The following is a 13,467-nucleotide window of genomic DNA, read 5'->3' on the forward strand; positions in this document are numbered from 1 at the left end:
GGCTTAGCCGTCGAGCGTCTCCACGCGCATCCGGACCAAAGGCGCACGGACCGTGTCGAGCGCCTCGATCTCGCCGATTGCCTCGTTCATCGCCTGCTCGCGCACCTGGTGGGTGAGCATGACGATCGGCAGGGTGCGCTCGTCCTCGCTCATCTCCTTCTGCATCATCGCCTCGATCGAGACGTCGTGATCGGCCAGGATCTGGGCGATGCGCGCCAATACGCCCGGCTTGTCCTCGACCGCGATGCGCAGGTAGTAGGCCGTCTCGATCGAATCCATCGGCGCGACCGGCAGGTCGCTGATCTGGTCGGGCACGACCGCGAGGTGCGGCACACGGTGCATCGGGTCGGCGGTGAGCGTGCGCACCACGTCGACCAGGTCGGCGACAACCGCGGAGGCGGTCGGGTCGGCACCGGCACCGGCGCCGTAGTACATGGTCGGACCGACCGCATCGCCCCAGGCGAGCACGGCGTTCTGCACCCCGTCGACGTTCGCCAGCAGGCGCCGCTCGGGAATCAGGGTCGGGTGCACACGCAGCTCGACGCCATCGTCACGCTGCCGCGCGATACCCAGATGCTTGATCTGGTAGCCGAACTCGCCGGCGTACTGGACGTCGTCGGTCTCGATGCCGGAAATGCCTTCCGTGTAGACCTCGTCGAACTTCAGCGGCATGCCGAAGGCGATCGCCGCGAGGATGGTCAGCTTGTGCGCCGCGTCGATGCCCTCGACGTCGAAGGTCGGATCGGCCTCGGCGAAGCCCAGATACTGGGCCTCGGCCAGCACCTCGGCAAAGGCCCGGCCCTCGTCGCGCATGGCGGTGAGGATGTAGTTGCCGGTGCCGTTGATGATGCCCGCCAGCCACTCGATGCGATTGCCGGCCAGGCCCTCGCGGATCGCCTTGATGATCGGGATGCCGCCGGCCACGGCCGCCTCGAAGGCGACCATGGTGTGGTTCTTCTGCGCCAGCTCGAACAGGTCCATGCCCTCGTGGGCGATCAGTGCCTTGTTGGCCGTGACCACCGGCTTGCCCAGCTCGAGCGCACGGCGCATCAGGTTGCTGGCCGGCTGCATGCCGCCGATCAGCTCGACCACCACGTCGACCTCGGGGTTCTCGACCACTTCCATCGGGTCGGTGGTCAGCGTGATGCCTTCCAGCGGGCAGATGCGCGGCGCATCGAGATTGCGCGCCGAGGCATGCACCACCTCGATGCGGCGGCCGGCGCGGCGGGCGATTTCCTCGGCGTTGCGGGTCAGGACGTTGACCACGCCGCCACCGACGGTGCCCAGCCCCAGCAGGCCGATACGCACCGGCGGCAGCGCCTCGTTCTCGTGTGTCTGCATCTGGCTCATTGACCTCCCTCCGACGGCGGCGTGATTCCGTGGGCGCGGAACATCGCCTTGATGCCGCGAATCGCCTGTCGGGTGCGGTGTTCGTTTTCGATCAGCGAGAAGCGCACGTGGTCGTCGCCGTAGGCGCCGAAGCCGATGCCCGGCGAGACGGCCACCTTGGCCTCGGCGAGCAGCAGCTTGGAGAACTCCAGCGAGCCCAGGTGCGCGAACTGCTCCGGAATCTTGGCCCAGACGAACATGGTCGCCTTGGGCGGCTCGACCGGCCAACCGGCGGCGTTCAGACCCTCGCACAGCACGTCGCGCCGGCGGCGGTACATGTCGCAGATCTCGTCGACGCAGGTCTGGTCGCCCTCGAGCGCGAGGATCGAGGCGACTTGGATCGGGGTGAAGGTGCCGTAGTCGAAGTACGACTTGATCCGCGCCAGCGCGCCGACCAGCGTCGGGTTGCCCACCATGAAGCCCACGCGCCAACCCGGCATGTTGTAGCTCTTCGACAGCGTGAAGAACTCGGCGGCGACTTCCTTCGCCCCCGGCACCTCCATGATCGACGGCGCCTTGTAGCCGTCGAAGACGATGTCGGCGTAGGCCAGATCGTGGATCACCCAGATGCCTGCCTCGCGGCAGATCGCGACCACCTTCTCGAAGAACTCCAGGTCCACGCACTGCGTGGTCGGGTTCGCCGGGAAGTTGAGGATCAGCATCTTCGGCTTCGGCCAGGTTTCCTTGATCGCCCGGGTCAGTTCCTCGAAGAAGTCGACATCCGGCGTGAGCTGCACGTGGCGGATGTCCGCATCGGCGATCACCGAGCCATAGGGGTGGATCGGATAGGCCGGGTTCGGCACCAGTACGGTATCGCCCGCCGAGAGGGTCGCCATCGCCAGGTGGCCGAGGCCTTCCTTGGAACCGATGGTGACGATCGCCTCGGATTCCGGATCGATCTCGACGTCGTAGCGATTGCGGTACCAGTTCGAGATCGCACGACGCAGGCGCGGGATGCCCTTCGACTGCGAGTAGCGATGCGTGTCGCCGCGACGGGCCGCCTCGACCATCTTCTCGACGATGTGCGGCGGAGTCGGCTGGTCCGGGTTGCCCATGCCGAAGTCGACGATGTCCTCGCCGGCGGCACGTGCCTTCGCCTTGAGTTCGCCTGTGATGTTGAAGACGTACGGAGGCAGTCGCTTGATACGGGCGAAATGTTCGTTCACTTGGATTCTGGCGCGTCTGGGGGTGGTGGACGAAACACGGCCGAGCAGCCCGGAGGCAGAGCTCGGCCAAAGGGTACAAACAGTAAGGAGCGGCGCGCTCACTGTCAATGTCGCAGCAGTCTTTCAACGCCGCCGCAAGCCCCGGGCTCAAGCCCAGACACCGGGCCTTTCCTTTCGCCCTACCCGCCTGACCAAATCAGCGATTCGCACACATTATCCCGGACGTAATATCACACAAACCCACAAAGGCATTTTCAAAAGAAACACAAATAACTGACAAAATCACTCGGGCATTAATTCGGGGCGAAAACAAAACCCGACAAAATCACTGCGAAATATGAATAAGCGGCCACCAAACACACGGTCGAAAACCATGTGTCGGCACCTAAACCGACCCAAAAGCGCGCCATGACGTCACCAAACGTGGATGAAAGCAAGCCACCTAATCAATAGCTAAGCATTCAATAAAATACTAATTCATGCTTAAGGTTTCACAAGAGGCGCCGATAGAAAACCTCGACAATTAAAACGCGCCACTCACCGAATTAATCCAGGATTTGGGCACAGGGAAAGCACCCATGAAAGTCAATCTCCCGGTCACGCAGAAGAATGTCGACTACCCGGCGGACATGCAGCTGATCTCGACCACTGATCTCAAGGGACAGATCACCTACGTCAATCAGGATTTCATCAAGGTCAGCGGTTACGGCTGGCACGAGCTGATCGGCAAGCCCCACAATCTCATCCGCCACCCCGACATGCCGCCGGCGGCCTTCAAGGATCTCTGGGACACGATCAAGGCCGGCGAGGTCTGGAATCAGCTGGTGAAGAATCGCTGCAAGAACGGCGATCATTACTGGGTGGATGCCTACGTCACGCCGGTCTATGCGGGCGAGGAGATCGTCGGCTACCAGTCGATCCGCTCCAAGCCGAGCGAGGCGGCCATCGCCAAGGCCGAGGCACTCTATCGGCGCATGAACGAGAACAAGATCGATCGCGTACCGAAAAAGCGTCGCCTCGCCGACCTGGACATGGGGCCGATCGCTCTCGGTGGACTGGCGGTGGTCATCCTCGTCAATCTGCTGGAACTGTTCCAGATAACCACCGCCACCGGGCTGAGCTGGCACATTGTCCTGCCGATGATGGGCGCGCTGGTCAGCGCCGGGCTTGCGCTGATGTTGTGGCGCAGCGTGTTCCAGCCACTCAAGCAGACGGGACAGACACTGCGCCGCATGGCCGGCGGCAAGCTACGCCAGCCGATCCTTGTCGGCGGTGACAACGAGGTCGGCCGGCTGAACGAATCGGCCAAATTGCTGCAGGCTCGCCTGAACACCGTCTTCGGCCAGTTCACCGAATCGGCCATGTCGCTGACCGCCTCAGCCGACCAACTGTCCACGACCGGCGGGCAGACCTCCAGCCGCATGGACCACCAGACCCGCGAGGTCGAGCAAGTCGCCACCGCGATGAACGAGATGGCCCAGACGGTCGATGAAGTCGCCCGCAGCGCGGCCGAGACCGCCGAGGCCGTACAACGCGCCGACCGCGAGGCTTACGGCGGCAAGGAACAGGTGCGACGGACCCACGAAGCGGTGGCCGATCTGTCCGGTCAGTTCGAACAGACGGCCAGCTCGATCCAGACATTGCGGGAGCACGGCGACCGTATCGACAGCATCATCCAGGTGATCGGCGGCATCGCCGACCAGACCAACCTGCTGGCTCTCAACGCCGCCATCGAGGCCGCCCGTGCCGGTGAGCACGGACGAGGATTTGCCGTGGTCGCCGAGGAAGTCCGTTCGCTGGCATCCAAGACACAGGAGTCGGCCGGCGAAATCCGCACGATGATCGAGGCCCTGCGTGCCGGCATTGGCAAGGCCGTGACCGACGTGGAAGGCGGCCGCGAGCGCATGGGGCAGGTCGAGGCCCAGGCCGACGCCACCGACCAGGCACTCGACTCGATCACCGAAGCGGTCGACCAGATCAACAACATGAGCTCGCAGATCGCCACCGCCACGGAGGAACAGAGCAGCGTCGCCGAGGAGATGAACCGCAACATCACCACCATCAGCGGCGAAACCGAGGACACTCTGGAGAACAGCCGCGAGGTGGCGAGCCTCGGCAACGAACTCGCCAACATGGCCGGTCAGCTGCAGAAACTGCTGGCGCAATTCAACACCGAGAGCAGCGCGTCGTTCGATTTCGAATCGGCCAAGGCCGCCCACAGGGCCTGGAAGACACGGGTGCGGTCTTATCTGAACGGGGACGAGACGGCGATCGATCCCGAACAGATCGCCTCCGACCGGCAATGCGAACTGGGACGCTGGTATTTCGGGCTCGGCAAGAAAAAGTTCGGCCACCTGCCCGACATGCAGGCCATCGAGGAACCGCACCGGCAGCTGCACGCCAAGGTCAAGCAAATCGTCGATCTGAAGCAGGCCGGCCAGACCGAAGCCGCCGGCCGCGAACTCGAAACGGTCAACCGCCTTTCCGACCAGATCGTCAGCCTGCTCGACCGGGTCGAACGCCAGGTCTGAGGGGTTGCCCGGGCTCCGGGCGTCGCGGCTGGGTGCGTGCTAAGGTCCGGACCACACTTACACCGGGCCCGACCACTCACGCCCCGTCGCGCCCGGCTAACCGGAAGGGATTCACCCCATGACTGACTCGTCGACCGCGCGTCGCGATGCCGAAACCGGCCTGGCACGTCTCGGCGATCCGCTGGTGCTGATCCTCACCATCGGCTTCGTCATTGGCTTCATCGGCCTGAGCCTCTACGACATAGACCGCGTCGCCGACGGCATCGGTGCCGGCTTTGCCTGGACGGCGCGTGTGCTGGGCTCCTATTTCCAGCTGTTCCTGCTGCTGACCTTCTTCATCGCGATCGGCGTGGCGCTGTCGCCGGCGGCCAAGGCCACGGTGGGCGATCTCGAGACTCCCGAGATGAGCACTTTCAAGTGGCTGTCGATCATCATGTGCACGCTGCTCGCCGGTGGCGGGGTATTTTTCGCCGCGGGCGAACCGGTCTACCACTTCCTGGTCACACCGCCGGCCTTTGACACAGAAGCCGGCACATCCGCGGCGATCGCCGGGGCGCTGGCGCAGTCGTTCATGCACTGGGGCTTTCTCGCCTGGGCGGTGCTCGGTTCGCTCACCGCGGTGGTGCTCGCCTATGCGCACTACATCAAGGGCCAGCCCCTGCGCCCGCGCACCCTGCTCTACCCGGTCTTCGGCGAGCGCATCATGCGCGGCTGGTTCGGCGGCGTGGTAGATGCCTTCTGCGTGATCGCGGTGGTCGCCGGCACGGTCGGCCCAATCGGCTTTCTCGCCACCCAGTTGAGTTACGGCCTGCACGAGCTGTTCGGCCTGCCGGCCACCTTCACCACGCAGCTGGGTATCCTGGCCTTCCTCGGCGCGGTCTACATCACCTCGGCCGTCACCGGGGTGCACCGCGGCATCCAGTGGCTGAGTCGCTTCAACGTGATCCTGGCGATGGTCATCGGCGCGGTCATCTTTGTCTTCGGCCCGACGCTGTTCCTGACCAACGCCTATGTGCAGGGCATGGGCGAATACGTCTCGTCGTTCTTCGCCATGGCCACGATGACCGCCGAAACCGCGCCGGGCTGGTGGATGCAGTGGTGGACGGTGTTCTTCTTCGCCTGGTTCATCGGCTACGCACCGCTGATGGCCGTGTTCGTCGCGCGGATCTCGCGTGGGCGGACGATCCGCCAGATGATCCTTGCCGTCGCCGTGATGGCGCCGATTGCCACCACCATCTGGTTCACCCTGCTGGGTGGCTCGGGCATCTTCTACCAGCTCGGCGGGGCGATCGACCTGACCGAACCGCTGAACAACTTCCAGTTCGACGTCGCCACTCTGTCCGTCGCCCAGGCATTGCCGGGTGGGACATGGATGGCCGGCGCGATCATGGTGCTCACCCTGATCTTCGTCGCAACCACCGGCGACTCGATGAGCTACTCGATCGCCATGGTTGGCTCGGGTCACGACGCACCCCACCCGCTGGTACGCGCCTTCTGGGGCGGGATTATGGCCGTCATGGCGGCGATGCTGCTGTACATGGGCTCGGGACAGATCAGCGTGCTGCAGCAGTTCATCGTCATCACCGCGATCCCGGTGTCGCTGATCCTGCTGCCAACGCTGTGGACGGGACCGAAGACCGCCTATGCCATGGCCCGGGCACAGCGATTGCTGCCCGAGGCCTGAGCCGACGCCGATTCATTCCGCTGCCTATACTCCCGGGGTGTCTACCGGGAGGAGTCAGTCATGAACGCGAATAAAACCCCTGTCGCGAGCAGCCGACTGCGCGCGCTGATGCCGACCGCCCTGCTCGGTCTGGGACTGGCCTGGCAGGCACCGGCCAGCGCAATGGAAATGAGCGGCAACTGGGAACCGGACGGCGAGGACGTCGGCTACCAGGTGAACGGGGAGGCCTTCACCGGCTATCTCTCGCCGGCCGTGGGCGAGTCACGCGGGACCGTCCTGGTCATTCATGACTGGGACGGCATCGACGACTACGAGCGAAAGCGTGCCGACATGCTCGCCGAGATGGGTTATGACGCCTTTGCCGTCGACCTCTACGGCAAGGGCAATCGCCCGCAGGAAACCGGGGCGAAGAAGGCCGAGACCCAGCGGCTCTACCAGGACCGTGAGCGCATGCAGCGTCTCACCCGCGCCGGGCTGGACTTCGCCCGCGAGCAGGGGGTCGCCGAGGAAACGGTGGTGATGGGGTACTGCTTCGGCGGTGCGGTGGTGCTTGAAGCCGCGCGCAACGGGCTGATCGACCAGGCCCGCGGCTTCGCCACCTTCCACGGCGGCTTGGGCACGCCCGAGGGGCAGAGCTGGTCCGACCCGGGCGCGCCCCTGCTGATCGCGCATGGTGGAGCCGACTCGATGATCTCGATGACCGACGTCGCCACGCTTGCGGGCGAACTCGAAGCGGTCGGCGCGACCTACACCATCGAGGTCTACTCGGGCGCTCCGCACGCCTTCACCGTCTTCGACACCGGCCGCTATCAGCAGCGCGCCGACGAGCAGTCCTGGGCTGCCTTCACCGGGTTGCTCGAGCGGGCCTTCTAAGACTTGCCGTCTACGTGACAAGGCAGAAATGCGAAAGGCCCGACATCGCGTCGGGCCTTTCGCGTTCCGGCAGGCACCTTGATGGCCGATCAGGCGCGTTGCCACCATCCCCTGCGCGACTTGAGCTTCTCGATGTGATGACGCACCGCCCGGGAGGCTGCCGTCTCGATGATTGCCTCCCGCTGGCGTTTGGGCACCTGCTTTCCATGCTCCCATCGCTCCATCTGGGCGGCCAGAGCGACCTTCAGCGGCTCGATCTCGACCTTGTTCTCCTCGAGCCAGTCGAGGGCGAACTTGATGGCGTCACTGATGAGAAACTCGCGGTTGGTCATGGGCTGGAACGGCTCGTCCAAAGGGTGAATGTCCGGGAACCCGGCAGTCGCTCTCTCGGCAACGGGAGGCGCATCCTACCCAATTCGGCAGCCGGGTACACGTGCCCTGCCGTCTTGTCTCGACAACCCGGCTAGACTCAACGAGAAAGTGTCGATATCCACCGGCCACGGAGGCGCCCCGCCAGCCATGTTCGGCCCGCCCACTCCTCTGCCGCATCGTGACATCGTCCGGGCTTCCATCCGGGTGCTCGCGCTGACACTCGTGCTGCTCGGCACTGCCTCGCCGGGTCCTGTCACGTGGGCCGACGATGCCGCCGCACCCGGCATCGAGGAAATGCGCGACTGGATCGAGGCCATGAAACGCGCGCCTCGCGGGCCGTTCGAGCGCATCCGGTGGTTCTGCGAGGACGGCACCGTGCTGGCGCCGGAACCCTATGCCTGCCGACCGCACGGCGGTGGCATTCAGCACGGCCAGTGGAACGAGCGGGCCATGACGATCCGAGCGCAGGGCTACCCCTTCGCCACGCTCGTCGCCGAACTCGACCCCGAGGACTTCCTCGGCCCCGGCGGGCAGCACCGGCGACTGCGCGGGATACTGATCGAACGGTTCCTGATCCGCTTCGACGATGGCTGGGTCTTCCGCCGCGCGCGTTTCTACCGGGGTGCGATCCAGGTCGAGGACGAACAGCGTCAGGCCCGCACCCTGCTGCTCGCCCTGCTCGACGATCCCTACTGGCGCGACCCAAAACGCTTCCTGACCCTGCGCGAGGCCGCGCGCCTGCTGCCGCTGGGGGGCAATCGCAGCGACGCCACCATCGTCCGGGATCTGGCCATCGAGATCGCCGAGGCCGACCCCGGCTTCCAGCCCCTGCGCACCAAGCTGCACGGCCTGCCGGATGCCGGTGATGCCGAACGGGTGCGCAACTACGCCCGCAAACACGATGACCCCGAACTGGATGCCCTCTTCGACGAGCTGGTGCAGGCAATCGAGCGCCTGCATGCACCACAAACGGCCGTTCGGCGCCTGGAACAGCTTGCCTCATCGACACGCACGCCGGTGCTGGCGACCTGGCTGAGCGACGCCTCCGACCGACTCAGTTCGCGCCCCGACCTGGCCACCCGCCTGTCGGTCACGGGTGAGCTGGCCGCAAAGACTCGCGAACGAGTCCTGGCAGACAACGGACTGTCGCCAGCGGATCGGCTGCTACTGCTGCAGGCCAGCCTCGCGCTCGAGGACGAGGCCTATGCCGTCGGCAGCCAGCTGACGTCCGGTCAGCCGGAGTCACCGGCCAGCCGCGCGGAGCGCCTCGACTGGCTGGTCGCCCTGAGCCAGAGCCTCTACGGGGCCGGACTGCTCTCGGCCCGCCAGCAGAAGCACCTGGAACAAGCCGTCGCCCATCTGCGCGACACCCCCCTCGAGGCGGGCCGCTATGCCGAGGGGCTCGCCTACCTGTCGCGCGCCATGGCGTGGGCCCAGCGCGCCATGGCATTCCAGTTCGACCCCGCCCTGGATCACTGGGCGACTCTGACCCCCGCCGTGCGCTACTACATCCCGGATCGTCTGCGGGACAGCCCGCTTTTGGTCTACAGCCGGGTGGTCGACCCGCTGCGCACCGATGCCGCGCGGCTGCTGGGCACACCGGACGAGCTGTTCGGCCAGCCAGTCAGCCACGGCCTGCGTGCTCTCAACCCGGGGCTGCAACGCGGCGTGCTCAAGCGCGCCCCCGGGCCAACCGGCGCCTTCGCGGCCGACGGCATCTATCTCCTGCCGGAGACCACCGCCGACCTGCCGCCGGTTGCCGGCATCCTCACCCGGGACGAGGGCAGCTCGCTCTCGCACGTCCAGCTGCTGGCCCGCAACCTCGGCATTCCCAACGTGGTGATCGACGCCGGCCTGATCGAGCGGATCGAGCCGTTCTTCGGCGAGCCGGTGGTGCTGGCAGTCAGCCCGGGCGGTCGGGTGCAGCTGGCACGCGACGGCCCGGAATGGGATCGCTTCTTCCCGCCGTCCGACCAGCCGGGCGACGAGCAACTGACACTCCCGCCGGGCAAGCTCGAGCTGGGGCACGCCACCCCGATCCCGCTCTCCCGGTTGAGGAGCGACGATGCCGGTCGTCGCGTCGGGCCGAAGGCCGCCAATCTGGGCGAGCTGGCTCATCACTACCCACGGCAGGTCAGCCCGGGCCTAGCGATACCCTTCGGCGTCTTTAGGCAACTGCTCGACCAGCCGATCCGGGCGGATGGTCCGCCCGCCCGGCAATGGCTGCAGGCCGAATACCGGCGGATCGGCCGAATCGACGACCCCGACCGACGCGAGCGGGAAATCCGGGCGGTGCTTGCCCGGCTGCGCGTCTGGATCGGCGACGTCCCGCTGCCGGCGGGGTTTCACCAGACGCTGCATGCCACGCTGAGCGAAACATTCGGAAGCGCCGATACGGACGGCATCTTCGTTCGAAGCGACACCAACGTCGAGGACCTGCCGTCGTTCAGCGGTGCCGGCCTCAACCGGACAGTGCCCAATGTGGTGGGTTTCGAAGCGATCGTGAACGCCATCCGCGAGGTCTGGGCCTCGCCGTTCACGCCGCGGGCCTTCGCGTGGCGCCAGGCACGCATGAATGCGCCCGAACAGGTCTATCCGTCGGTGCTGCTGCAGGCAACCGTGCCGGTGGACAAGTCGGGGGTGCTGGCGACCGTCGATCTCGACAGCGGTGACCAGGACTGGCTGAGCATAGCCACCAGCGAAGGGCTGGGCGGCGTGGTCGAGGGACAGGCTGCCGAGGAATTGCGGGTGCATCGCGATTCGGGCGCCCTGCGGCTTCTGAGCGAGGCGACCGCTCCCTTTCGCCGGGTAACATCTCCGGGAGGCGGGCTGCATCGCGAGCGTGCCGAGGGCCCCTCGCAGTTGTTGAGCGAGGCGGAAATCGAACGGCTGCGGGCGTTGGCGAACGACGTCGAGCGTCGAGCGCTGATCACCGGACCGAGCGGCGGTCCCGCGCCGGCGGATATCGAGTTCGGCTTCGTCGACGGTCGACTGGCCCTGTTCCAGATCCGTCCCCTGGTCGAAAACCGCCGGGCGCGCGCCAACAGCCACCTCGCCGAGATGGATGCCCCCTTACGGCAAGCAGGACAGACAACCGTGACGCTGACGGAACCGCCCCGCGATGCGCTGCCCGGTGGCGTCCCGTGACCGGCCGGCATTGCTCCCGCCGCTGGCCTAGGCTCACCCCATGAACTCCTCGAACGAACAACGGGCTGGACAATGGGTTACCTCCGTTTGGCCGGGCATCCTGCTCGCCGCAATGACGGTTGCCGTCATGTCCGGCACGGCGGCCGCCTACCCGCTGGATGCGGCGGAGGAAACCGGTATCGAGCGGCTGACCGGCTATCGCCTGGCGAACGAAGGGCAGATTCCGGGCAACCGGGTTCACCCCGGCGCCCTGCTCGACCGGGAACAGATCCGGCTGCGCCTGACCGATTACCCGGACTTCTCGCTGCCGCCGGCCAACACCCGGCTCACCCGCCGCATCATCGGCCTGCTGGGGGCGGATGCACCGCGTTACAGCGTCAGCGTCCTGGATATCAGCGATCCCGCCGCCCCGCTGTATGCCGAGCACAACGGCACGGCGCGACGGACACCGGGCAGCGTCGGCAAGGTGATGCTCGCCGTCGCCCTGCTGCAGACGATCGCCGACCGCTATCCCGACGACATCGAGGCCCGCAAACGCCTGCTGCGCGAGACACAGGTAACCGCCGACGAGTTCATTCACTGGGACAGCCACAAGGTGCCGCTGTGGGATGACGAGCGAAAGCGCTTCACGCGCCGCCCGTTGCGGGTCGGCGACACGGCCAACCTGTGGACCTATCTCGACTGGACGCTGTCGGCCAGCTCCAACGCCGCGGCCAGCGCAGTGATGAAACAGCTGGTGCTGCTGCACTACTTCGGCGACGCCTACCCGGTGCCGCCAGAGCGCGAAGCAGAGCTGTTCGAGGACCTGTCGTGGAAGGAGCGGCGCGAGGTGCTGCTCGACGCCCTGCTAACGCCTCTGGCGCGAAACGGCTTCGACACCGACACGCTGCGTCAGGGGGCGTTCTTCACCTCGGAGGGCAAGCGCCGCATGCCGGGCACCAACAGCCTGGCCACCCCGCGGGCGCTGATGAAACTGCTGGTGAAGATGGAGAAGGGCGAGCTGGTGGATGCCTGGTCGAGCCGAGAGCTCAAACGGCTGCTCTACATCACGCAGCGACGGATCCGCTATGCCTCCTCGCCGGCGCTGCGGGAGGCGGCCGTGTTCTTCAAGTCCGGATCGCTCTACAAGTGCGACCGGGAGAAGAACCCCGACTGCGGCAAGTATCGCGGCAACGTCTACAACTACATGCACTCGGTCGCCATCGTCGAGTCACCCGCTGGCGACCCGGATCACGTCTACCTGGTGACCATGACGTCCAACGTACTGGGACGGAATTCCGCCGTCGCCCACCAGACATTCGCCACCCGGCTGCACCGCCTGCTGCTCGGCTGGCGGGAGTGAGAGGCGATGAGGCTCGCCTGCGCCCGATCAGAGCCCGGCGGTGCGTACCGGCGACTTGAGGATCAGGCCGTCGAGCTCGACGATCAGCTGCTTGAGCCAGCTGCCACCACGCGCATCACGGGCCAGCCCCACCGCGATGTAGGTGCGCCCCTGGTGCTCGACGATCGCGCTGTCGGCGTGCCACTCGCGCCAGCTGCCCGACTTCCGGTAGATCTGCGCGTCCGGCGCCTCGTGCAGCAACCCACCGACGAACTTGTGGTGGATGGCCGGCTCACCGAGGATCGACTTCATTTCCCGCGACCACTTCGGCGAGACCAGTCCGCCGGTCTCGAGCAGATAGTAGAAGCGCGCCACCTGAAAGGCGGTCGCCCCGTGCGAGAGGTGGTGCAGCGGGTCGCGCTCGTAGGCCGAGCCCCGGCCGTACTCCTTGCCGACCCACAACCCGCCGTTGAGCTCCTCGTCATAGAGGCGGTAACGCGGCGAACGCAGCAGGTCGTTGATGTAGTTGCGGCCGACGCGACGGATCATCTCGGTAGCGGCCGAATTGGAGGAATTCCGGATCATGCGGGTGAGCAGGTCGCGGGTTTCCGCATCCAGTGCCAGCTCGCCCGCGTCGATGCGCTGGAATGCCGCCAGCAGGATGGCGATCTTGGGCAGGCTGGCCGCATAGAGCATCTCGTCGCCGTTGACCTCGGCCAGACGCGGGCGGTCCGGGTCGGTCACGTCGACCAGCGCGACGGCGAGCTGGCCGGCCGACACGCTGTCATTCAATCGAAGCTTGTCCAGACGAGCCTCGAGACGGGCCTGCAGCGTCGGGTCGGCAGCCTCGCGCAGGGTGGCGGCATCCACGGGCAGCGCCGCCTGCGCCGCGCCCCACGTGCTACCTACCAACAACATCATCACCCACAACAGCCGCATGGCCACCTCCTGACCGCAATCGGTCGGAATCGAACACAAAATCTT

At 66.1% G+C, this 13,467-nt stretch carries 9 protein-coding genes; 5 read left to right on the forward strand and 4 right to left on the reverse strand.

Annotated elements, in window-relative coordinates:
* Positions 1-3: 3 nt before the first annotated feature.
* Positions 4-1,317: a homoserine dehydrogenase gene (locus AWR35_RS02850; protein WP_058574656.1), complete on the reverse strand. Its 1,314-nt coding sequence runs from the start codon at positions 1,315-1,317 to the stop codon at positions 4-6.
* A gap of 29 nt (positions 1,318-1,346) precedes the next feature.
* Positions 1,347-2,555, reverse strand: a complete 1,209-nt coding sequence (gene alaC, locus AWR35_RS02855; RefSeq protein ID WP_058574455.1) for an alanine transaminase — start codon at positions 2,553-2,555, stop codon at positions 1,347-1,349.
* Between the two features lie 578 nt (positions 2,556-3,133).
* On the opposite strand from alaC, the gene AWR35_RS02860 reads away from it, so the two are divergent.
* From AWR35_RS02860 to AWR35_RS02870, 3 genes are all read left to right on the forward strand, one after another.
* A complete protein-coding gene (locus AWR35_RS02860; RefSeq protein WP_058574456.1) occupies positions 3,134-5,086 on the forward strand; it encodes a methyl-accepting chemotaxis protein in 1,953 nt (650 codons plus the stop codon).
* Between the two features lie 118 nt (positions 5,087-5,204).
* Positions 5,205-6,770, forward strand: coding sequence for a BCCT family transporter (locus tag AWR35_RS02865; protein WP_058574457.1), 1,566 nt, complete (start codon positions 5,205-5,207; stop codon positions 6,768-6,770).
* Between the two features lie 60 nt (positions 6,771-6,830).
* Entirely contained in the window at positions 6,831-7,643 is an 813-nt protein-coding gene (locus tag AWR35_RS02870; protein ID WP_197408117.1) for a dienelactone hydrolase family protein, read from the forward strand.
* An 89-nt stretch (positions 7,644-7,732) separates the two neighbouring features.
* Here AWR35_RS02870 and AWR35_RS02875 read toward each other — a convergent pair whose 3' ends face one another.
* Positions 7,733-7,975, reverse strand: a complete 243-nt coding sequence (locus AWR35_RS02875; protein ID WP_058574458.1) for a hypothetical protein — start codon at positions 7,973-7,975, stop codon at positions 7,733-7,735.
* 187 nt (positions 7,976-8,162) lie between these two features.
* Here AWR35_RS02875 and AWR35_RS02880 point away from each other — a divergent pair, with 187 nt between their 5' ends.
* Positions 8,163-11,162, forward strand: coding sequence for a PEP/pyruvate-binding domain-containing protein (locus tag AWR35_RS02880; RefSeq protein WP_058574459.1), 3,000 nt, complete (start codon positions 8,163-8,165; stop codon positions 11,160-11,162).
* 40 nt (positions 11,163-11,202) lie between these two features.
* Positions 11,203-12,504 (forward strand): hypothetical protein, encoded by a 1,302-nt coding sequence (locus AWR35_RS02885; protein WP_231723548.1) that lies wholly within the window; start codon positions 11,203-11,205, stop codon positions 12,502-12,504.
* Positions 12,505-12,531: 27 nt separating this feature from the next.
* Here AWR35_RS02885 and AWR35_RS02890 read toward each other — a convergent pair whose 3' ends face one another.
* Positions 12,532-13,422, reverse strand: a complete 891-nt coding sequence (locus AWR35_RS02890; RefSeq protein ID WP_066185044.1) for a serine hydrolase — start codon at positions 13,420-13,422, stop codon at positions 12,532-12,534.
* Between the last annotated feature and the right edge of the window lie 45 nt (positions 13,423-13,467).

The sequence above is a fragment of the Guyparkeria sp. WRN-7 genome (assembly GCF_001641825.1).
Classification (GTDB): Bacteria; Pseudomonadota; Gammaproteobacteria; order Halothiobacillales; family Halothiobacillaceae; genus Guyparkeria.